This is a genomic window from Acinetobacter sp. YH12128 (genome assembly GCF_013418655.1).
GTDB lineage: Bacteria > Pseudomonadota > Gammaproteobacteria > Pseudomonadales > Moraxellaceae > Acinetobacter > Acinetobacter amyesii.
On record NZ_VPBO01000038.1, the window covers coordinates 1 to 21,802 of the forward strand.

The 21,802-nt window shown below is 40.0% G+C and carries 25 protein-coding genes and 2 pseudogenes; 9 read left to right on the plus strand and 18 right to left on the minus strand.

Annotated elements, in window-relative coordinates; genetic code table 11:
- Nucleotides 1–259: 259 nt before the first annotated feature.
- From FTU64_RS15210 to FTU64_RS15240, 7 genes and pseudogenes are all read right to left on the minus strand, one after another.
- The gene (locus FTU64_RS15210) at nt 260–670 is read right to left on the minus strand and encodes a hypothetical protein (RefSeq protein WP_078194283.1); all 411 of its coding nucleotides are present in this window, start codon (nt 668–670) and stop codon (nt 260–262) included.
- Between the two features lie 10 nt (nt 671–680).
- Nucleotides 681–1,226, minus strand: a complete 546-nt coding sequence (locus tag FTU64_RS15215; protein WP_180060218.1) for an ATP/GTP-binding protein — start codon at nt 1,224–1,226, stop codon at nt 681–683.
- Nucleotides 1,227–1,241: 15 nt separating this feature from the next.
- A complete protein-coding gene (locus tag FTU64_RS15220; RefSeq protein ID WP_180060220.1) occupies nt 1,242–2,216 on the minus strand; it encodes a hypothetical protein in 975 nt (324 codons plus the stop codon).
- 86 nt (nt 2,217–2,302) lie between these two features.
- Nucleotides 2,303–2,662 (minus strand): annotated as a pseudogene (locus tag FTU64_RS15225) (roadblock/LC7 domain-containing protein).
- Nucleotides 2,663–3,084: 422 nt separating this feature from the next.
- Nucleotides 3,085–3,726, minus strand: a complete 642-nt coding sequence (locus FTU64_RS15230; protein ID WP_180060222.1) for a hypothetical protein — start codon at nt 3,724–3,726, stop codon at nt 3,085–3,087.
- A gap of 18 nt (nt 3,727–3,744) precedes the next feature.
- Entirely contained in the window at nt 3,745–4,173 is a 429-nt protein-coding gene (locus tag FTU64_RS15235; RefSeq protein ID WP_078194278.1) for a ClpXP protease specificity-enhancing factor, read from the minus strand.
- A gap of 27 nt (nt 4,174–4,200) precedes the next feature.
- Nucleotides 4,201–4,854: a glutathione S-transferase N-terminal domain-containing protein gene (locus FTU64_RS15240; protein WP_180005135.1), complete on the minus strand. Its 654-nt coding sequence runs from the start codon at nt 4,852–4,854 to the stop codon at nt 4,201–4,203.
- 164 nt (nt 4,855–5,018) lie between these two features.
- Between FTU64_RS15240 and FTU64_RS15245 the strand changes: the two genes are divergently transcribed.
- Nucleotides 5,019–5,264, plus strand: coding sequence for a hypothetical protein (locus FTU64_RS15245; RefSeq protein WP_180041720.1), 246 nt, complete (start codon nt 5,019–5,021; stop codon nt 5,262–5,264).
- A 62-nt stretch (nt 5,265–5,326) separates the two neighbouring features.
- Here FTU64_RS15245 and rpsI read toward each other — a convergent pair whose 3' ends face one another.
- Nucleotides 5,327–5,713, minus strand: a complete 387-nt coding sequence (gene rpsI / locus FTU64_RS15250) for a 30S ribosomal protein S9 (RefSeq protein WP_078190115.1) — start codon at nt 5,711–5,713, stop codon at nt 5,327–5,329.
- Nucleotides 5,714–5,725: 12 nt separating this feature from the next.
- The gene (rplM, locus tag FTU64_RS15255) at nt 5,726–6,154 is read right to left on the minus strand and encodes a 50S ribosomal protein L13 (RefSeq protein WP_004722943.1); all 429 of its coding nucleotides are present in this window, start codon (nt 6,152–6,154) and stop codon (nt 5,726–5,728) included.
- A 191-nt stretch (nt 6,155–6,345) separates the two neighbouring features.
- Here rplM and FTU64_RS15260 point away from each other — a divergent pair, with 191 nt between their 5' ends.
- The 5 genes from FTU64_RS15260 to FTU64_RS15280 all read left to right on the plus strand — a co-directional run bounded on the left by FTU64_RS15260 (nt 6,346) and on the right by FTU64_RS15280 (nt 10,373).
- Complete coding sequence (locus FTU64_RS15260; RefSeq protein WP_180060224.1) at nt 6,346–6,588, plus strand: hypothetical protein; 243 nt, start codon at nt 6,346–6,348, stop codon at nt 6,586–6,588.
- Nucleotides 6,589–6,815: 227 nt separating this feature from the next.
- Nucleotides 6,816–7,799: a 4-hydroxythreonine-4-phosphate dehydrogenase PdxA gene (gene pdxA, locus FTU64_RS15265; protein ID WP_111884997.1), complete on the plus strand. Its 984-nt coding sequence runs from the start codon at nt 6,816–6,818 to the stop codon at nt 7,797–7,799.
- 69 nt (nt 7,800–7,868) lie between these two features.
- Nucleotides 7,869–8,678: a pilus assembly protein PilJ gene (locus FTU64_RS15270; protein WP_180060226.1), complete on the plus strand. Its 810-nt coding sequence runs from the start codon at nt 7,869–7,871 to the stop codon at nt 8,676–8,678.
- Between the two features lie 30 nt (nt 8,679–8,708).
- Nucleotides 8,709–9,521 carry a 16S rRNA (adenine(1518)-N(6)/adenine(1519)-N(6))-dimethyltransferase RsmA gene (gene rsmA / locus FTU64_RS15275; RefSeq protein WP_180011634.1) on the plus strand — a complete coding sequence of 271 codons (813 nt, stop codon included), beginning with the start codon at nt 8,709–8,711 and terminating at the stop codon, nt 9,519–9,521.
- 6 nt (nt 9,522–9,527) lie between these two features.
- Nucleotides 9,528–10,373, plus strand: coding sequence for a symmetrical bis(5'-nucleosyl)-tetraphosphatase (locus FTU64_RS15280; RefSeq protein WP_180060228.1), 846 nt, complete (start codon nt 9,528–9,530; stop codon nt 10,371–10,373).
- Nucleotides 10,374–10,425: 52 nt separating this feature from the next.
- Here FTU64_RS15280 and FTU64_RS15285 read toward each other — a convergent pair whose 3' ends face one another.
- From FTU64_RS15285 to hflX, 6 genes are all read right to left on the minus strand, one after another.
- Complete coding sequence (locus FTU64_RS15285; protein WP_180060230.1) at nt 10,426–10,872, minus strand: DUF2147 domain-containing protein; 447 nt, start codon at nt 10,870–10,872, stop codon at nt 10,426–10,428.
- Nucleotides 10,873–11,015: 143 nt separating this feature from the next.
- Complete coding sequence (locus FTU64_RS15290; RefSeq protein WP_168379558.1) at nt 11,016–11,465, minus strand: DUF2147 domain-containing protein; 450 nt, start codon at nt 11,463–11,465, stop codon at nt 11,016–11,018.
- A 60-nt stretch (nt 11,466–11,525) separates the two neighbouring features.
- Nucleotides 11,526–11,978, minus strand: coding sequence for a DUF2147 domain-containing protein (locus FTU64_RS15295; RefSeq protein WP_180024995.1), 453 nt, complete (start codon nt 11,976–11,978; stop codon nt 11,526–11,528).
- Between the two features lie 248 nt (nt 11,979–12,226).
- Entirely contained in the window at nt 12,227–12,901 is a 675-nt protein-coding gene (locus FTU64_RS15300) for an LrgB family protein (RefSeq protein ID WP_078190106.1), read from the minus strand.
- Between the two features lie 11 nt (nt 12,902–12,912).
- A complete protein-coding gene (locus tag FTU64_RS15305) occupies nt 12,913–13,284 on the minus strand; it encodes a hypothetical protein (protein ID WP_078194269.1) in 372 nt (123 codons plus the stop codon).
- 43 nt (nt 13,285–13,327) lie between these two features.
- A complete protein-coding gene (gene hflX / locus FTU64_RS15310; RefSeq protein ID WP_180060232.1) occupies nt 13,328–14,662 on the minus strand; it encodes a ribosome rescue GTPase HflX in 1,335 nt (444 codons plus the stop codon).
- A gap of 410 nt (nt 14,663–15,072) precedes the next feature.
- Here hflX and FTU64_RS15315 point away from each other — a divergent pair, with 410 nt between their 5' ends.
- Nucleotides 15,073–15,897 carry a 1-acyl-sn-glycerol-3-phosphate acyltransferase gene (locus FTU64_RS15315; RefSeq protein ID WP_180050341.1) on the plus strand — a complete coding sequence of 275 codons (825 nt, stop codon included), beginning with the start codon at nt 15,073–15,075 and terminating at the stop codon, nt 15,895–15,897.
- Nucleotides 15,898–15,942: 45 nt separating this feature from the next.
- On the opposite strand, the gene FTU64_RS15320 is transcribed toward FTU64_RS15315, so the two are convergent.
- Nucleotides 15,943–17,562 (minus strand): phospholipase D family protein, encoded by a 1,620-nt coding sequence (locus FTU64_RS15320; protein ID WP_306670018.1) that lies wholly within the window; start codon nt 17,560–17,562, stop codon nt 15,943–15,945.
- Between the two features lie 104 nt (nt 17,563–17,666).
- Here FTU64_RS15320 and FTU64_RS15325 point away from each other — a divergent pair, with 104 nt between their 5' ends.
- The gene (locus tag FTU64_RS15325) at nt 17,667–18,677 is read left to right on the plus strand and encodes a metallophosphoesterase (RefSeq protein ID WP_180060236.1); all 1,011 of its coding nucleotides are present in this window, start codon (nt 17,667–17,669) and stop codon (nt 18,675–18,677) included.
- 289 nt (nt 18,678–18,966) lie between these two features.
- Here FTU64_RS15325 and FTU64_RS15330 read toward each other — a convergent pair whose 3' ends face one another.
- Together FTU64_RS15330 and FTU64_RS15335 are read right to left on the minus strand one after the other, a co-directional pair.
- A complete protein-coding gene (locus FTU64_RS15330) occupies nt 18,967–20,280 on the minus strand; it encodes an MFS transporter (RefSeq protein WP_180060238.1) in 1,314 nt (437 codons plus the stop codon).
- Between the two features lie 145 nt (nt 20,281–20,425).
- On the minus strand, nt 20,426–21,067 hold the full coding sequence (locus tag FTU64_RS15335) for a hemolysin III family protein (RefSeq protein ID WP_180011623.1): 642 nt from the start codon (nt 21,065–21,067) through the stop codon (nt 20,426–20,428).
- A 107-nt stretch (nt 21,068–21,174) separates the two neighbouring features.
- On the opposite strand from FTU64_RS15335, the pseudogene FTU64_RS15340 reads away from it, so the two are divergent.
- Nucleotides 21,175–21,680: pseudogene (locus tag FTU64_RS15340) on the plus strand (methyltransferase); the annotation flags it as partial.
- Nucleotides 21,681–21,802 lie beyond the last annotated feature (122 nt).

A 21,802-nucleotide genomic window follows, 5' to 3' on the forward strand; every position in this document is an offset into this window, starting at 1 on the left:
CCTTCCCGAACTCAGAAGTGAAACCTCTTAGCGCTGATGGTAGTGTGGGGTTACCCATGTGAGAGTAAGTCATCGCCAGCTCATTATTCGAAACACCCCCTGACTAGTGCAGGGGGTGTTTTTTTATACCGGGAAAAAGGTAAAAGAAGAAAAGAAGAAAAGAAGAATAGAATAGGAAAATGAATAAGTTAAAGTGACGAATAAATGAATATTTCTGCCTCAAATATAAATTTAATAGTCTTTTATATTTCTATAAAGTTTATTGATCCGCTGAAATAATTGATTGCGTTGCAGCTTTAAGCATATATAAGACTTGGCCTAATAAAATGTCCTTATCAGTCAATGCCACAATAATCATGGGATGATTTTGTGCAGCAACAGATGCAAGTATCGCTTTTCCATTTTCGGCATCTAAGGTTATATTTTGACAACCGACCAAATGAATTTCTTTAATAAATGCTGACACCATTGCAAGGATAGAGCTGCTAACCGCAGCTAACTTGCTATTGTTATATTGCCCACGTTTGTAAACACTTGTTAGCTCAAATCCATCTGTTGAACACACCATGATGAAATGAACGCCTCGTGCATTGTTAATAATATTATTTATTTGTTCACGGGCATGTTGTATTAACTCATTCGAAGCGGTGCGTTTTGTGACATTAAACATTAATAGCTCCTTATGCGGTAATGTAGTGATTTACTTCGATTGAGGTAATTAAAGCTTCAAGTAGCAGTAAAACGTCAGATTTTTTGCGACAGTCAATAAAGAATAGGGGCGAATATAAGTCCTGACTAATCAGCCAATCTTTGTAGATAGCAGTATTCGTTGAACTTGTGATTTCGTCTGTATGGGTAATTCCAATGGCTATGTTATCTGTATAGTTTTGGAAGGTTTCTAAGTAGCTTTCGAGTTCACTTAAGGGATCATTAACATTATGATCAATCAAAATAATTGCACCGATTGCGCCTTGACAAATCACAGGCCAAATAAAATCAAAACGACTTTGTCCAGGGGTACCATATAAACCTATTTTTAAACCATCTTCTAAGGTCACTTCTCCGTAGTCGATACCTACTGTAGTTTCAAGTTTTTGATGGCTGGTTTGATCTGTATTAAACGCCTCGGTCAGTAGAACTGGGATATCAGAAAGTGAACGGATCGCTTCAGTATTTCCAGCACCCATAGAACCAGCAAAGACAATTTTATATTGCTGAAGAATCATGTTTGATGTCCTATTCTAAAATCCAAATTTACGGCGTAATTTACGAAAGAAGTTTTGCACAAAGTTCTTTTCTTCTGTTGGTTCATGCGTTTCAGGTGGCCTGTAATGTTTATCCCAAAGATTTATTTTTTTAATATTCAGTGATGCCATATTCGCAGCAATGAACTGTCGAATGGTGCTGAGGGGTATATCATATTGTTCTGCGATCGCTGATATCTTTGCGCCCTGGATAAAGCATGCAGAAAGTTGAAAAATTTGTTTATGAGATAAATGTTCAGCAGGTTTTGGCCAGCTTAAAATTCGAAAATGACCATCTTCAGGAATTGTTTGATAAAAATTCGGAGTTTGCCAAAATAGATTCCATATCCAGTCTTGAAGGATGACTGGATGCTTTCGGCTTACATGGGTCATATCTTCAATTGATGCGAAATCATATTTAAAACTAGCATCGGTGTGTTGTAGTTGACGCTCGAGGTTGAGCCAAGCTATGTTTTGTGCGGTATCAATTACTGCTATTGTGCCTAGATCATCATATAGGTGCAATTTTTCATGATTATCTTCTGCATACATTTTTTTGAAGTAATCATCTTCCAAATTAAAATCGCTAAAGCTTTGAGTTTGACATTTTTGTGCATGCTCTATGGATTCGTTAAGGCTATTATGGCTGACGAGATGTTTATCAATCCATTGATTGAGCTCTTGATTGTCATCAACGGGAAGGAACAGAGTATTATTTCTGACGCACCCTGATTGTTGGTTGTCTTTCGAGATCCTGAGCCAAGGTAAAGCGCGGCGTGTTAATATTTTTTGAATTCCTTCGGTGTCAAAAAAACGCTCATGAATAAATAAGCAATCTAGATTCACATCAGATGCACTTTTCCATTGGATATTAAAGTGCTGTGGAAAAATTGCGTAAAGCTGATGTTTGAGTTGATCTGAATCATGAATACTTAATCCTGCAATGCCGATATTGATATATTGCTTATTCATGGTGTTCCTCGACTAATTTTATTCAAACCTGTAAAACATTTTGGGAATAAAAAACCCTCTTATTGGTATAAGAGGGTTGGGTGAAATTAAGCAAAATCTAAACTTTTTTCATAGGTTTTTAATTCGTGTCGAGCCATGGCTAGGTTTGCTTTGGCACGATCAAGTACTAAATATAAGAACACGGATTCATTATTTTCCAGCGGACGAATCAAGTGATACTGTTTTCCTAAGGTAATTAAAATATCGACAATATGATCATCTAAGTTGAGTGACTGAGCGACACGTCTTTTGGAGCGAACCACTTCAGTATTTCCAGCAGCTGCTAACTCTAAATCAATATCTCCTCAGCCTTGTGTCGCCATAGCTAGGCCACTTTCACCGTCTACCAGTGCCGTTGCATGAAAACCGTCGATTGTTGTGAGTGATTCTAATGAAACTTTAGCCATTTTTATGCCCCTCTTTTAGGTTATACATGATTATTATTTGTAGATATTTAGGTAATTAACTAGCGTTTTTAACTACATAATTTAATTATAGGAAGCGTAAGGGGCATTGCAATAAAATTAATTTTTTGCTTTAAAAGGATAATATTCTAAATATAGCGTTAAGTTTTAGGATTTAAAAAATGTGATTTAATTTGCTATATATATTTTTTATGTATTTTAAAACTTTATTTTTGATATAAAATTTACCAAAATTCAAATGTAATATTTTGTAAATGGTGTGATAAAACTCGATTTTTGCAGACTAAAGCTGACTGATTTACATAAAGAAAACAAAAAGTGATCTAAAGGCGTGTAATTTAGAATATTCGATTAAAAAAAACCTGCTTAAAAAGCAGGTCATTGATTTAGAAAAATGAAGTCACTTAAGCAAAAATATTACAAGCTGCAGATGCTAGAATCCATAAAATCACCACTGCAACGATAGGCTCTACAATTTTTGACCAAGTTGGTACTTGTACTTCAGTTGTCACGTCATCTTGCGTATGTTGTTGATTAACCATTTGATTGAACTCCTTCATTGATGCTTCTAATGATATCTCTTCTTGCAGATTTGGTTTAGAACCAAGGAGCTCTGTTAGGTTGTTTGTTGACCAAACCCAATCATCCGCTTGACCAGAAAGATGTTCAATTTGTCCATTGAGTAATTCTCGAATACTTTGTGGCGAATGTGAGCCTGTATCATGAAGTTGTTTTAATTCATTTAATTGTAAATGAAAAACTTCTGTAGTTAGGTTTTCGAGTTCAGAGCGTTCTAATGTTGATGCATTTGAAGGGTTTGTAGTGAGATGGCGTGAAACTTCCTGAATATAGAGTTCATCAGGCTGAGTAATTTCTTGATAAACCTTTTCGCCATTAATGCGTAGCTGATGAATTAATTCACCTAAGGTTAAAGCATTAATTTCACGTAAATGTTGTCGTTTTTCTTCACGATTTAAATGACTTAAAAGCATAGGCTTTTGAGATTCTATTTGTTCGACAAAATATTGTACTAAATCAAAAGCCATTATTCGCTTCCTTATTCTTTAATCGAGCAACCTTAAACCCGGTTTTTTCTTCGGCTGCTCTTGTTGTTCTTGGTCGTTTGATTTTAAAGCATTTTGATCATTCTGAATACCTTCATATTCTTGAGGATCGAAGAACATGCCTTGACCATTTTCACGTGCATAGATACCTAGAACAGCAGAAAAGGGGATATAGAGGTTTTGCGAAACGCCACCAAAGCGTGCAGAGAAAGTAATCGTCTCATTGCTCATATGCAGCGCATGCGTTGCATGGGGTGCAATATTCAGGACAATTTGGCCATCTTGGATATATTGAACTGGTACCATCGTACCATTCTGTGTCGCATCGACAAGTAGGTACGGTGTAAGTTGATTGTCACAAATCCATTCATAAAGTGCCCGTGTTAAGTATGGACGCGTTGGAGTGAGTTGTAGTTCCTGTTCAGACATAATGCTTACTCGAATATTTATGGGAAATTAATTTTTTGCTAAAAGCTCGCTATAGCGATTTTTTTCCTGCAATGTCATCGATTTGATAAATGCAGGACGGCTAAAGATGCGTTGGCAATAGAGAAATATAGGGCGGCATTGCTGTTTGGGAAGCTCAATCCCCATGGCTTTTAGGCGCAGAAATACAGGTGCGAGCATACAGTCTAACATGCTAAATTGTTCAGACATAAAATAAGGATAATGCTGAAACAAGGGGGTTAGTGAAATGAGTGTATCACGTAATTGTTTTTGTGCTTTTTGTTTGGCTTTTTCATCGAGGGTATCGGGATGGCGAAGCATAATATCGGCAAGTCTTAACCAATCTTGTTCGAAGCGCCATACATATTGACGTTGCTCTGCACGAGGCATGGGTGCATCTGCATACAGTTTATTTTGACGATATCGGTCATCCAGATATTCGGCAATAATACTGCTTTTATAGAGTTTTAGGCCATTTTCAATCATCATCGGAAGTTGATTGTAGGGATTTAAACTTGCAAGATCTTCGTCTTCATCATCAGCAATAATTAAATTATGTTTGATTTGCTTCTCTGCAAGTACATAGCGTATCCAGTGTGAGCGAAAGTCATCCGCATGACTGTAAAGCGTAATCCCTTGAAGAGGTGCATTTTCGACTGACATAATCCGAGACGATGAGAAATGAATAAGATAGGATACTAAAATTAGACAGTAAAATCACGGAGACTTTAGCAATATCAATGCAGCTACAGTGAAAATTACAGTTTTGTTTTATTTGATTTTATCTGATAGCTTTTCATGTCATTCATTTACCTGATCGTCACCGCATGATGACCATTGCACTTGTACAAAAAATATTATTTTTTGCTGCAGTTATTTTTATGGGCATTGGCTTTTATACGGCACTCGCTGGAGGTTATGCCTCTGATTATGGAGCAGAGGATGATATCCTAGAACAAAAAAGCAAAATGACCATCTGTACAATTACACTAATATTGTCGGTTATATGCTTAATTGCGAGTTTTAGTCTTTTTGTTTATCGGATCGTTATTCTATTTGCATCATCTTCATAAAAATCAAGATATAAAAAAACCTTGGCATAAGCCAAGGTTTTTTGTCCGATTCGGTAAACGAATTAACGTTTAGAGAATTGAGGACGTTTACGAGCTTTACGTAAACCAAGTTTCTTACGTTCAACTTCACGAGCATCACGAGTAACGAAACCAGCTTGACGAAGAGCAGGTTTAAGAGTTTCGTCAGAAGCGATCAATGCACGAGTAATACCGTGACGGATAGCGCCTGCTTGACCACCGATACCACCACCAGCAACAGTGATGTAAAGGTCATATTTCTCAGTAGCTTCTAAAAGCTCAAGTGGTTGGTTAACAACCATACGAGCAGTTTCACGACCGAAATATTGTTCTAAAGAACGGTTGTTGATTACGAGTTTACCAGTACCAGCTGATAGGAAAACACGTGCAGTTGCGGTCTTACGGCGACCTGTACCATAGTTAGTAGCCATGTGCTGTATCCCTTAGATGTCCAAAACTTGTGGCTGTTGAGCAGTATGTGGATGCTCAGTACCAGCGTACACTTTCATTTTCTTGATCATTGCATAACCAAGAGGACCTTTTGGCAACATGCCTTTTACAGCACGTTCGAAGATTTCTTCTGGTTTGTGAGCAACTAATTTTTCGAAATTAGTTTCACGAATACCACCAGGGAAACCAGTGTGGCGATAATATTTCTTATCAAGTGATTTTTTACCAGTCACTTGAACTTGCTCAGCATTGATAACAACGATGTAGTCACCAGTGTCAACGTGAGGAGTATAAGAAGTTTTGTGCTTACCGCGTAAACGACGAGCGATTTCAGTCGCAAGGCGACCTAAAGTTTTGCCAGAAGCATCAACAACGTACCAGTCGTGTTGAACTTCAGCTGGCTTAGCGCTGAGAGTTTTCATTAAACCACTACCTATTATAGTTGGTTTGGACTATGGAAGCTGTCCAAACAAAAGGAGACGCGATTCTATACGAATACGTGAAGAATCACAAATGAAAATATAAAATTTCAAGCGCTGTATTGTAGTATATTTCTTCAGCAATAAACAGCAGATAATCCAGAAATTATAAAAAAAGCGGGTGAATGTAAATCATGTCGAATTCTAATCTGTTAAAAACCACACCTGACCCCTTATTTTGGCGACATTGGTGGTATTTAATGGGCTTATGTAGCACCTTGATTTTAAGCCCAACTTTTTTGTATTTGGTGTCTTTGCATGGGGCGGATGGCGCAATCATCGTTTTGTTAATGATGCTCACTTTATTTTTCCTTAGTTATTTATTGGTTTATCTGTTGATTGGATTATTGCTTGTGGGCGGTATGTTTTTTGGCTGATAACGAACTACCCGCAGCATGTACCGACCGTTCAGCGCGGCATTGTAATTCTTATTGCACTGATTTGGATCATTGGCATTTCAGGTTTTGCTTTCGATTTCATTCCATACAATGTCGCACAACGCGGTTATTTTTGAGTTTTAGTCCGATATTTTTAGTCAATAAAATTAGGTCTGTCATGTGCATCACACAGTATAATAATGCTATTGCACACACAGGATAGACCCATGCTGCCTTTATATATCACGAGCGGTGAACCCGCAGGTATCGGACCTGATATTTGTTTGAGCTTAGCCAATCGAATAGATGAAAGGCCACTTGTGGTTCTTATTGATAAAGATTTGCTGCTCAAGCGTGCTCAACAGTTAAAGCTCGAAGTTGAACTGATTGACTATGTTGGGCAGGAGGGTTCGGCAGCTCTAGGTCAGCTTTATGTGGAACATGTACCTGTAACTACACCTGTTATTGCAGGTCAGTTAGATGTGAATAATGCAGCCTATGTGTTGGAACAATTACGTCGTTCTGCAGATTATGCGATGTCTGGCAAAAGTGTAGGTGTTGCAACTGCACCTGTGCAAAAGTCGATTATTAATGATGCCGGTATCCATTTCAGCGGACATACGGAGTTTTATCAAGAATTTGCAGGCGTTGATCGTGTCGTGATGATGCTTGCGACCAAAACGCTCCGTGTCGCATTGGCAACTACACATTTACCGCTTCGTGATGTAGCCGATGCCATTACTCAAGAACGTTTGCATCAAGTCATTGATATTGTAATTCATGATTTAAAAACCAAATTTAAAAAAGATCATCCGCATATTTTAGTCTGCGGTTTAAATCCGCATGCGGGTGAAGATGGCTATTTGGGCATGGAGGAGATTGAAGTGATCAATCCGGTACTAGAGCGTTATCGCGCTCAAGGGGTGAATATGAGCCTGAGCTTACCTGCTGATACCTTATTTACCCCTGAAAATTTAAAAGATGCCGATGCGGTTTTGGCGATGTATCACGATCAGGGCTTACCTGTGTTAAAGTCGCAGGGCTTTGGCGAAGCCATCAATATCACTTTGGGCTTACCGTTTATTCGGACTTCAGTGGATCACGGCACAGCACTGTCACTGGCTGGAACTGGTCTTGCTAAAAGTTCGAGTTTACAGGTGGCGGTCGATTTAGCTTTAGAATTAGCACGTGCGAAAAATAACGAAACTTAATAATAAAGGTTTGAATTTTATATGAATAATAGTAAAAAATTATCAAAAATAAAACAGGAAAATAACAAGATGCTTAGGGCGAAATCGATCATTCGCCCATTTTTTGGGATTGCGTTAGCGTTGATGCTGTCAGCATGTTCAACGCTCGCTACAGATCATCATTCTTGTGACTTAAAAGTATTATCGCTGCAAATTCCAAAACAGACGGAAGGATTTATACGTTTTGCATCACCGGCTGCCGTGGATGGCTTTAAACATAATCAGCAAAAATTTAATCAAGCGCTGACCGCGATGCATAAAAAATATGCGAATCGTGGCGGTGCTGATAAAATGCTTCAAGATGGGCAGGCAATCAATGCTAATATTGATCTGCTTGTACAGCATCAAAATAGCCTGAATGCGCTATATGAATATCAAATTCTTGTAAGTGAAACCATTCCAGGTATTCAAGCTGAATATAACCTTCTGGCTGATATGATGGCTAGAGCAAACAATTCAGCAATGCAAGCGATTATTGCTAAAAATCAAGTCTTTATTGCGGGACGACTGTTGGATTCTTTGCTGAATTTAACTGATGTGAATTCTATTCATCCAGACGATTTAGATGACTTTTTAGCAGATTTTGAAACTTTCAATATTTATTTGAAGGCTCAACTGAATGGTAATCCTGAACTGGGTGTAGAGCGCGTAAACAATGCTGAAATGCGCGAAAGTTTGCTCTCCATTCAGGCTGAAACTGAAGAAATGATGAAATCTGAAACAATGACTTTGTTGAAACAAAAAGAGCCATTGCTCAGTGTAATTAAAGCGGCTCGGGATAATGTGACCAAGTCCGAAGAAATTTTTGCTCGCTTGAGTGAATTTGAATCAAGTCAGTAATCGTTGTAATAAACCTATGCGGAGAATTTTATGTATCAAATTAATGCCCTAAACCCAAAAGATGAAGGGCATCACACGCGTAAGCGGTTTGGACAGAATTTCTTACATGATCAACGTGTTATTGCCAAAATTGTACGTTCGGTAAATCCGCGTACTGGTGACAATATTGTCGAAATTGGTCCCGGTCTTGCCGCGCTTACATCGCCTTTAATTGGTGAATGTGATGCTCTAACTGTGGTTGAGCTGGACCGTGACTTAGCTGCAGGTTTGCCGGGCCGTGTGCCGCATCCTGAGCGCTTGACCATTGTTGAAACCGACGCGCTGAAATATGACTTTACCGAGCTGTTTGCCGAAGGCCGTCCTCTGCGCGTGGTTGGCAACTTGCCGTATAACATCTCGACTCCGCTGCTGTTTCATCTCTTGGAGTTTGGCGACAAAGTCAAAGACATGCACTTCATGCTGCAAAAAGAAGTCGTGGACCGTATTACCGCTTCACCGAATACTAAAGAATATGGTCGTTTATCGGTGATGATTCAATATTTCTGCAAACCGACGTTTTTATTTGAAGTGCCACCGGGCTCATTTAATCCGCCGCCAAAAGTCACCTCTGCGGTATTCCGTTTAGAGCCTTATGCCGTTAAACCGATTATGGCGAAAGATGAAAAAGCGCTTGCGCGTTTAGTTTCACATGTCTTTACTCAGCGCCGCAAGACCTTGCGTAACAGCTTAAAAGGCATGTTGGTTGAAGATGGTTTTGAAAATGCAGGGGTTGATCCAATGGCGCGTCCAGAAACCCTAACACTTGCAGAATTTGTCGCATTAGCAGATCAAATGGTGGCTTAAATAATTATGACTCGCAATATTCGCTATAACTATGTCATTGGTGATGTTCAAGGCTGTTTTGAAGCATTAAAAGCTTTACTGAAAGAGATTAAGTTTGATGCAGACCAAGATTTTATATGGTTTGCCGGTGATCTCGTCGCACGGGGTGAAAACTCGGTAGGCGCTTTGCGGTTCATCAAAAAATTAGTGGATAGTGAAGTTGCGGCGACGGTACTGGGCAATCATGATCTGACTTTGCTGGCATGCGCTCGCGGTATTAAGGATATCAATCCTAAAGACAATATCGATGATGTGATTCACGCTTTAGAAAGTGATGATTTGATCGATTGGTTACGCAAGCAGCCGCTGTGTCTATTTCCGAATGAGCAAACCATTTTGACTCATGCGGGTATTCCTTTGAATTGGACTGCGCAGCAAACCGCAGACTTGGCAAAGGAAGTGGAAGCGGTGATTGGTCATGACGACTTTGATGTGGTCGATGCGTTTCTTCAAGTGATGTACGGTAAAGAGCCGAACCTATGGTCGGATGATTTGTCTGGTCATGCGCGCTTACGCTGTATTACCAACTATTTGACCCGCATGCGCTTAACCGATGCAGAAGGTCGATTAGAGTTCAGTTTTAAAGATTCACTCGATGACCCTATGCCGAAGGGTTTTAAGCCATGGTTTGAGTTTGAGTCACAAGCAGCTCAGACCCATCAAATTCTTTTTGGTCATTGGGCTGCTTTACAAGGAAAAAGCATTTCAGCAAAAATCCAAAATGTGGATGGCGGATGTGTCTGGGGCAATCAGTTGATGGCCTATCGTTTAGAAGATCAGCACATGTTTGCTGTCGATAATCCTGTAATGTAAGTATTTAAAAATAAAAAAGCCGCATTGATGCGGCTTTTTATTGGTGTGAGGATTAGTCTAAACGAATCCAAGTTTGGTTACGACCTAAGACTGAAACGCCAATACTTGCACGGATCGAAATACGTTTTCCTGTGCTGTTTAAGCGCACTTTAGCATCATAAACTTTGCCAGAAAGAGGGTCGATAATACGACCTTTTTCATAATTATTTGTATTATTAATTTGCTTTAAACCTTTAACAATTTCCATGCCGAGAATCGGTTGGTTGGTATAAGGCGCAGGGCACTTATTACAGTTTTTTTGCGGTGTATAGCCAGGACGTGGTGTAATTTTAATAATTTTACCGGTATAGGTATTATTGGATTCTTTGTGAATCGAAATAATCGCTTTGGCCGCTCCTGTTTTATCGTCAATTTGTTGCCACGTGCCAGTAATGTCATTTGCAAATGCACCATTCATCATACCCAATGTACATAGGCTGAATAATATTTTTTTAAACATGATCGCTTGTCCCCGAGAAGCATGATTTATGAGCACGTATGTTAGAAAGTTTATGAGAATAGTCAACTTTAATTTAAAAATAATTTGAAGATATTCGGAATAAGAAAAACCGCCATGTCGGCGGTTTTTTTACTTATTTGAGGTTACTCTTGGCGAATCCAAGTTTGGCTACGACCAAGTGCAGAAACACCCATATAACCCCGTAAAGTTAGGCGTTTCCCACTGGCATTTAAACGGATTTTTGTGTCGTAAACTTTGCCTGAAAGAGGGTCAATAATACGGCCTTTGTCGTAGTTATTAGTGCCTTCAATATGTTTTAAACCTGTTAAGATATCAAGGCCTAAGATTGGCTTGTTTTTGTAGGGTGCAGGGCAGTTTACGCAGGTGTCGCGTGGTGTATAGCCCGGACGCGGCGTCACTTTGATGATTTTACCCACGAATGTGCCATTACTTTCTTTACGGATTTCAATAATGGCTTTTTGTGAACCTGTTTTATCATCAATTTGTTGCCAAGTTCCTGAAAGGTCTTGAGCAAAAGCTGAACCACTCATTACAGCAGCTAAGAATAAGAGGCTCACTTTTAATTTTTTCATCAGATATTCCCTGTAGGTGGTTCACCTATATCAAATCAATTTACTGAATAAATTTAAAATTTATTCAACGCGAATCCATGTCTGTGTACGACCAATCGCGGAAATCCCCAGATATCCACGTAAATGTAAGCGCTTACCATTGGCAGAAATTTTGCCTTTTAAGCTGTAAATTTTGCCTGCTAAAGGATCAATAATTTTTCCTTGAGAGTAGGTATTTTCACTTTCAAGTTTCAGCCCCTTAAATACATCCATCCCTAAAATAGGCTGGTTGGTATAAGGTGCAGGGCAATTCACACATTTTTCCTTTGGTGTATAACCCGGACGTGGCGTCACTTTCACAATTTTGCCGGTATAGGTGTCTTTGGCATCTTTTCGAATTTCGATCAGTGCTTTAGGCGAACCAGTTTTATCGTCAATTTGTTGCCAAGTCCCTGTAAGATCTTGAGCATAGAGTGCGGAGCTTGTAACTACAGCACCGAATAATGCAGCCCATTTCAAACTTTTTTCGATCATATTAATAATCCTTTATCAATACACTTTGTGAGGGTTTATTGATCATACTAGGTAATATTTGAACTTAGAGCAACTACTCTAAGCGTAAATATTTACATTTTATTCGGGAAAGTTGACATGTTGCACAAAAGTGCCTTTACCAAAAATGTAACATCCACAGCACATCGTTCAATGTGTTGTGGTGTACCCTTGAATTTATATTAAGTTTATTTTTTATACAAAACAATCATTTAAAAGTGATTGCTCAGTCACATATTTTGTAGATAGAGTATGAAAGTTGGCAACCAGATTGCTGTGAATACGGCATTTACCGCCATGCCAAATGCCGCATAGCGCCCAGCAATGCTGCCGCGCTGCCAAGCTTGAGCTGTGCCAATCGCATGTGCAGCAAGTCCTAAGGCGAGTCCTGATGCACGTTCATCATGAATATTTTTGAGTATGATGGGTGAAAATGCTGCGCCAATCACCCCTGATAAAATCACAATCAAAATCACCAAAGGAATCGGGGAATGCAGCAGCGTGGCAATATTGATGGCAATAGGAGTCGTTACTGCCCGTGTAGCAAAAGCCATAATGGTTGGATCTGACAAATGCAATAAATAAGCCAGCCCCATAGGGAGGGCAACGGCACTGATACTGGCAAAGACTAAAATCCCGCCCACGGCTTTTAATGGCAAGTCATCGTAGCGCATCGCTGCTAAAGGAATGGCCAAGGCCACTGTGACATAGCCGAGTAAGTTATTGAACAGTGGATTCACCTGTGCCATATAACTTTCATAGGAAATGCCAAAAAGATAGAGCATACCAATGACGAAAAACATCCCAATCACAATCACGGGGATTTGCGGTAATTTTTTATTAATGGGTTTTGCGACAAGATAGGCGATCAGGGTAATGATGAATCCAGAGATGATTGAAAGCATATTGATTTTCCTTATAGCCATTTCTTAGACATTTTTGCGTAGACCCACAGCGGTATGAGGGTGCTGACAAAGAGAACAATCAAAAACATTGGAATTTCATCACCTAAATGCATCATCATCAGCAATGAGCCTGCACTAATGGGTAAGAAGGCAAAGGCACTTTCTTTCATGATTTTATTATTGGTATCGACCAAGCTGGCTGGAATTTTGTTGAATTTTCTCCAAAATGAAAGCACGATCAAGAGGGCAATCAAACCGACTAGATTGCCTAATTCTGGGTGATTGAATTGCTTCATGACCCAGACCGCGCCTTCGCGGAAAATAATAATTAATGCAATAGTGCCTATCCAGGCTTTCCAGTCGATACGCTTGATCCAGTCCATTTTTGTCTTTCGTTAAAATTATACTAATCAAGTTTTAACCGATTTAGTCTTTAATTTCAAATTCTTCAAGTGGACGTTGGAATTGTTGCGCACGCGTTCCCAAAATTTCTTTGATGGGTAAATGCGCCTGTTTAATCAGTTGTTCTAACTTATGCGGGGCAATGATGACGTGCAAAATTAAGTTGCCTTGTTCATCATAACTTTCATTTTGGATCACATTGAGCGCATACAGTTGTGTTCTTAATTTGCCATAAGCCGGTTTTAGACGGACTTCAAAGCTTTGAATTTGGCCCATCAAGCATTCTTGAACCGCTTGGCGTAATAAGGGAAGACCTTTACCACTATGTGCTGAGACATAGACACGTTCCGGCTGATGTGGCTTGCCATAGATGATTTTAGGATCTTCGCCACTGACATCAATTTTGTTATAAACGCGCAGAATCGGAACATCGACACCAATTTCTTTCAGTACTTTTTCGACAGCCTCGATTTGTTCCATCATGTCAGGACTGCTGGAGTCAATGACATGTAACAATAAGGTCGCCTCCAACGTTTCTTCTAAGGTGGCTTTAAACGACTCGACCAGTGAGTGCGATAAATTACGCACAAAACCTACAGTATCTGCGAGAACTAAGTTGCCGATACCATCCCAATGTAGACGGCGTAAAGTTGGGTCAAGTGTCGCAAACAGTTGGTCTGCTGCATAGACATCACTTTTCGCTAAATTATTAAATAAGGTCGATTTACCCGCATTGGTATAACCCACCAATGACACAGTTGGAACAGCGGCTTTTTGACGTGCCACACGACCTTGCATACGTGTTTGACGGACTTTCTCAAGTTTCGCTTTGAGTTGTCCCATACGGAGCTTGAGTAGACGACGGTCGGTTTCCAGCAGCGTTTCACCCGGTCCACGTAGGCCGATCCCACCTTTTTGGCTATCGAGATCGCCACGACTACGAATCAGTCGTGAAGCCATATGTTGTAATTGGGCCAATTCAACTTGCAACTTACCTTCATAGGTACGTGCGCGTTGGGCAAAAATATCTAAAATTAATTCTGTACGATCGACCACACGACAACGCATGATGCGTTCAAGATTACGTGCTTGGGCAGGGGTGAGGGCATGGTCAAAGATGACCAATTCGGCTTCATATTCTGCGACTACTTCTGCAATTTCTTCAGCTTTCCCTGAGCCGATAAATAATTTGGCATCAGGCTTAATACGCTGAGCATGCACATGTTGCAAAATATTGGCACCTGCAGATTGAGCAAGTAAGTGGAATTCTTCGGCATCAAGGTCTGCAAGCATTTGTACTGCCACACTGACTAAAATTACGCGTTCACCGCTCGCTTGATGTTGATTTAAATTTTCCACTCAGCACACACTCCTGTTTAAAGATTCATTTTAGGCGAAAATGCAGTGCGAGGGTTAATCTAAGTGAGGGATTAATGGCTAAGTTCTGTATGTTGTGCTATTCAATTAGAGAAAGCTTCGAAAGCTCAGCGCCAATAAGAAAAGCACACTCACATATATCAATGAAAAACCAGCAATGGCTTTTAACGCTTGCCATGAAGAAATAGGGGGATTGTCTGAATATGAATGATTCATAATTTTAACCTTTAAAACCGATATAAAAATAATATTTGATTTTTAAAAACGATTAAAATGGGAAAATATTATCTTCGACTTCGGTTTTTATGATCAATGCAAAAAAACTGTCTTCGGTATATGATGATGAAAATTTACGCCAAATTGTGGCACCGTGTCCTTTTAGTGAACCATTTATGAATCAACCTCAAATCGTCAATACACCGCAAATTAATGTGTTTTCAAAATTTTATTTGTATTGTAAAAAAGTCGGTGCAGCAGCTGTTGCCGTGACGCAGGGTTTTTATTTGGTTTATCGTCATCAATTGTATAAAGACCCGAATAACCCGCAAAATACCCGCTATGTGCAGTATTTTTGTCGCAAGTTATGCAAAGTATTTAATCTTGAAGTCAAAGTGCATGGCGAAATTCCACGTCAACCAGCCCTTTGGGTAAGTAATCATATTTCATGGTTAGATGTGGCAGTTTTGGGTTCTGGCGCACGTGTTTTCTTTTTGGCGAAAGCTGAGATTGAAAAATGGCCAGTGCTGGGTAATTTGGCGAAAGGCGGTGGCACGTTATTTATTAAGCGTGGCTCTGGCGACTCGATTAAAATTAAAGAACAAATTACGGGCTTCTTAAAACAAGATACGCCGGTACTCTTTTTCCCAGAAGCCACCACTTCAGATGGCAGCAAAATTAAAAAAATTCATGGTCGTATTTTAGGTGCGGCGATTGAAGCCGAACGTCCAGTCCAAATTTGCTTAATTTGCTATGTGAATCAGGACGGTGAACTCGATAATATTGCGCCCTACGTCGGAGACATTAGCTTTGATAGGCATGTCAAAAATGTCTTAGAAATGCCGAATGTCACTGCGCATCTCATGACATTGCCCGCAATTGATTCGGCAGGTCATACTGTTGACAGTCTGACACAAGAAGTGCAGCAAAAAATGAATCAGGGATTGGCAGAACTTCAAGCTAAAGTTCTTAAAGCGCCAGTTCCAGTTGAAGCTAAATAATTTAATGATACATGCTGCAAGGGGGATGCCTTTGCAGCACAATCCTTACATAAAGCCTTCGAGCGGCAACCAAGAGATAAATTTCACCCCTGCTTTTTGCCACCACTTGATTTTCGGTTCACGTGGATAAATACGCGTTTGACCATTTGATAGCTTAATTTTCCAATTGATTTGTTGGTCTGCATTGAGCACCAACTTATAGGCATATTTACTCAAATTTTCATCCATGGTGTAGTGGATGGCTTTGGCTAAACGTGGGCTATTCAGTAATACCCCAATTTCAGTATTTAAATATGCTGAGCGAGGGTCAAAGTTAAATGAACCAATAAAAACTTGTTTTTCATCAATTGCCATCAGTTTGGCATGCAGACTCGAACGGCTTAAACCTTTCAGACTAACTTTAGATTTTTCCGCCAACTCTTTGGTATTGGTGTTGAGGTTTTCTGCATCAGGTCTAGAGAGAAATTCATAGAGTTGAACGTCGTGTTCCAATAGATCTTGGCGATATTTGCTATAAAAAGCATGAACCAATGGCACGTCATTGGCCTGGAATGAGTTGGTCAAAACTCTGACTTTCACGCCATCGGCACTGAGGTTTTTTAGGCGTTCAGCCCCTTTTTTTTCTGGGACAAAGTAGGCTGAAACGATATCGACACTTTGTTCCGGTTTATCTAAACGGTTGAGGAGCTGAAAGTTAAGGTGCTCTTCTTTTTTGGCTTTAGATTTGATTTTGCTCGGGGAGTCTTTGACGACTTCGGCTTTGACCCAGTCAAATTGGATTTTATTGTTGAGCCAGTCATCAAAGGCATGTGAACGGTTAGCTAAGTCCAAATAATTGACCACAGTGGCTTCTTGGTTATAGTCATCGAGTTGTTGTTTGAGACTGTCGAAGCGCAAACTATAGTGGCGTGGATTGACCAATTGACGTACTGGAAAGGCATAATCATCATTCCAATATTCGTCAAAAGAATGGATGATTTCATCGGATGCCGCACCGACCAACATGACGTCGACATCGGAAAATTGATAATTATCACTGACGTTATAGTATTGGTTACTCATATTGCGACCACCAATCAGAGCAATTTGATTGTCTGCAATAAAGCTTTTGTTGTGCATACGGCGGTTGATGCGTTTTAGATCCAGCACCATATCGACAGGGCGGAAATGTCGGAAGCGGTATGGGTTATACAGTTTGACATCAATATTGGCATGCTGGTCGAGTGCCATATAAATGCCTTCCATTTTTTTTGCATTGTTGTCATCGACCAATAAACGAATTTTCACCCCACGATCTGCAGCTTTGATCATGGCATGTAGGGCCAAAGCACCAATTTTGTCGTTATCCCAAATATAGTATTGTAGATCTAAACTTTTTTCGGCCTTATTGATTAGCTCGATTCGAGCTGCTAAGGCTTCTAATGGGTCATACAGAACGTGGTAACCGGTTAAGTTGGGATTTTGTTCACGTAGCGGCAGCACAATTTTCGCAAGGCTAGTATCGTCTGTCGGGGTATTAAAAGCATATTCCACAGGTTGAGTTTGCTGTTTAGGCAAGGTACTACATGCAGATAAAGTCAAAACAAGGCTACAACTCAGCAAAACCGCCTTAGTGTGGTTGTGTATGAAGGACAAATTTTGCTGTTTCAGTGTAGCTGAGTTCATACTGTTAGACATACTAAAAAATTTGATTTGAGTATAAGTGTCAGCTGTGAAAAGATAAATATAGTGACCGAGTTTTCTCGTTAGGCAAATTGTAGAGCAAATGTATGTGGGAATTAGATTCCGTAGTGATGTATTTTTATATCGGGTTGGCTGTGCTGGGCGTTTGGGCAATTTCTCAAGCTTGGTTAAGTCAGTCGCGCACGGAAACGATTCATCCGTTTAAAGCCTTCGTACATTTGTTGGCATTCTATCTTTCGTATTTACTTATCCCTTTATTCTTCTTTAGCTTTTATGCAGGCTGGAGTGGCTATTATTCACTACATGAAGCGATTTTTGTCGGTGCTGTTACGGGGCTTTTGTGCTATGCCCGATTTATCGAGCCGCACATGATTCAGGTGAAAAAATGCCAATATCAATTGCATGAAACACGACAATTATTAAAGCCTGTACGCATTGCCTTAATTGGTGATTTACATATTGGTTTATTTTCGGGTCATGAACGTCAGTTAAAAATGATCGTCGATAAAATCAATGCACAAAATCCTGATTTGGTCGTGGTTGCAGGGGATTGGACTTATGAGCCTGAAAATAAGTTGGCTGAAGAACTGGCTGTACTGAAAAAAATTATTGCTCCAATTTATTCGGTGAATGGTAATCATGATGAGCAATATCCCGGTCCGCCTATTCAAGCGCTGTTAAAAAATGCATTAGAAAGTAATCATGTGGTGGATATCGAAGGGCAGGTGGTTGAGTTTAATGAGTTTCGTTTATTAGGCGTTGGGGACTTATGGGCAGGTAAAGCCGATATGCGCTATTTGCCAGAATTGCCACAAGATAAGCCTTGGATCATTTTGTCGCATAATCCAGATACCGTCGATATGGTACCTAAACTGCCAGAACGACCATTGATGTTGTCGGGTCATACACATGGCGGACAAGTAGAACTGCCATGGTTGACTGATTATGTAATGAAAAAAGTGTCCATTTTAGGCCACAAAAAAGGGCTATATCAGCATGATAATGCAGATGTCTTTGTCACTGTTGGTACGGGGATGGTTGGGGTACCTTTTCGTTTTCTCGTGCCACCGACCATTGATATTATCGAGTTGGTTTAATCAAAATCTACCGTTCATTATCACTAACCGTTTGGTGACTGTACCTCTTGATGTAGAGCTACAAACCTTGTTTTGTTAATAAAATTGAATCTTGCCATTCATTTGCTGTTTGAAATTAAGTGAATGACCGTGTCTTGGAACAGATAAGGTGTATTGCTTAGTTGGATCTAAGTTGCTTTCATGAATTACATCAAAATGCTGTCAACTACAGAGTATTCATCAGTTCATTGACTCCATTTGAGACATAAAAAAGCCAGCAATAGGTGCTGGCTTTTTTATTATGTGCAGATTAAACCTGATTATTCACATCATCATTTTTAGTTTCGCGAATCATTAAGAACGCGATCAATGAAAGGATTGATGCTGCAGTGAGATAGTAACCTACTGCATATAAACCATAGCCAGTTGCAAGTTTAGTTGCGATCAGTGGCGCGAAAGATGCACCAAAAATACCAGCCATGTTAAAGGTTAAAGCTGAACCTGTGTAACGTACAGACGTTGGGAAGATTTCAGACAATACCGTACCAATTGGACCATAGGTTAAACCCATGATCGCAAGACCGATACATAGGAATAAGAACACCATCGCAGTACTGCCAGACTCAAGCATGCTTGAGAAGACTAAGCCAAACAATGCAGATACAACACACACCGCAATCGAAGTTGTTTTACGGCCAAATTTTTCAGCAAATACTGCAGAAAGTGGAATGAAGGCAGCAAAACAAAGCGTGGCAACCAATTGAAGCTTTAAGAATTCTTCACGTGTATAACCAAGCTGGGTTGTACCCCATTGTAAAGCGAATACTGTGGTTAAGTAGAACACAACGAATGTACAAATCGCAGCAATCGTACCGAGAATTAACATCCCCCAGTGCTTAGTGATCACTTCTTTAAATGGAATATTTACTTCTTTTTGCTTATCCAATACTTTTTGGAACGCTGGTGTTTCATGTAATTTTAAACGAATCCACAGACCGACGATAACCAATAGCGCACTTGCAATGAATGGAATACGCCAACCCCATTGCATAAACTCAGCTTCAGACATGAAGTGACCTAAGGTCAAGAATGAGCCTGTTGCAAGAATAAAGCCGATTGGCGCGCCCAATTGAGGGAACATACCATACCAAGCACGTTTGCCTTCTGGCGCATTTTCAGTTGCAAGTAGCACGGCACCTGACCATTCACCACCTAAACCCAGACCTTGACCTAAGCGACAAAGTGCAAGCATGAGCGGAGCAGCGATACCAATTTGAGCATAGGTTGGAAGCAAGCCGATACATACTGTAGAAATCCCCATGGTGAGGAGAGCGGCAACTAATGTGGCTTTACGACCGATACGGTCACCTAAATGGCCAAAGAATGCTGCACCAATCGGGCGAGCAATAAAGGCAATCGCAAACGTTGCTAAAGATTGAATCGTTGCGGTTGTTGGATCTGTACTTGCAGGGAAGAACAGATGCGGGAAGATAATTACAGCCGCAGTTGCATAGATGTAGAAATCGAAGAACTCGATTGTGGTACCTACAAGACTTGCTGTAAGTACGCGGAATTTTGAATTTGCTGGTTGCTGTTCAGTGGCAGCAGCACTTGAAGACGCCATGGTGGACCTTACACTTACTAAAAATAATTGAACTTAGTTTTAAAAGCGTAATCTTTTTAAAAAAGGCGTAATTTCTTAAAAAAATACGAAATACCAACTTACGAACTGCGGAATTAGGGTCACTAAAGAATGCAGTGTCAGTGGGTTATATCACGTAGAGATAAATCGACAGGAAATGTGATCCTGCACCTATCAATACAAAAATATGCCAGATAGCGTGTGTATATCTTACCTTTTTTAAGGCATAAAACAATGCACCGATTGTATAAGATAGCCCGCCAATGATCAGGTAGGTTAAAGCTTGATCAGATAAAAAGCGTTGCATATCATCCATTACCAGTACCGCAAGCCATCCCATCACCAAATAGGCAATCAACGAAATCTTTTGAAAACGATGAATGAAAATTAATTTGAATAGTGTTCCAATTGCGGCAATGACCCACAGTGCAATGAGTAAATAATGCGCTTTTGCGGTAGGCAGTGCGATTGCCAGAAACGGGGTGTAAGTACCTGCAATTAAATAATAGATAGCGGTATGGTCGAGTTTTTTGTACCAACCACGGCGCTCAGGAGACTCTGCGAAGTGATATAGACTCGATGCTGAAAACAATAACAGCATACTGAATGCATACACCCAAAGTGCAAGCCATTGTCCAGTTGGAAGGTACGAGCCTTTTAAAATCAGTAGGATACCTGCGATGGCAGACAAAGCCGCACCGAAAGCATGGGTATAGAAATTCAGTCTTTCTTCAGCTGGGTCATAAGCTAAAAGATGGGGAGCATTCATAACGTATCTTTTATAATAATTTAAATATACATGTGTATAGTAATTCAATTTTGCTTTTGGTGTAAGAAGATTTAAAATTGTTTTGCAAATTTATCTAGGTTTATATTATGTCATCTTTGGCTTCTCCCTCTACGCAAGAGCAGCAATTTTTAGCAGCCTTTCAGCAAGCCATTGAAACACAGCGTTTTGATCGCATGATCTTGAGTCAGTATAAAGGTGAATTAGAGCAATTAGAAAAAATGACCTTGCGAGTCATTTCGCTGCAAGGTGAGTCATTTCTCAGCTGTTTATATCGTTACAAAACCCAAGACATCACCAAAAACTATCCAATCGCATCCGCATATCAACAAGTCGAAAGTTTATTGAGTTGTTGTAAGCAAGCTAACCTGATGACCTTGGATGAAGAAATTCAGCTCAAAAAAATAAAAAGAAAGCGATGCTAAGCATTAGCAAAAAGCAGCCTGCTTTAGGGAAAAATCCTACGGAGCAGCAAGGGCATGATCGAGCAAAACATCGCTATGTCGATCAAGACAGCTACTTCCTACAGCCACTCGGCATTACGGATGCCAAAGCACAAATAATTCCGAGCATGGCACGTAAATGGAAACAAATTAGGGTCTGTTGACATTTGTTGATTAAAAAAATAGCGAGATAGTAAAATTAAATCGCCAAACCCAATTTTACACTCGCTATGCCTCGAACAATGCTAAATGATCAACACTGGTCCAAGTTACT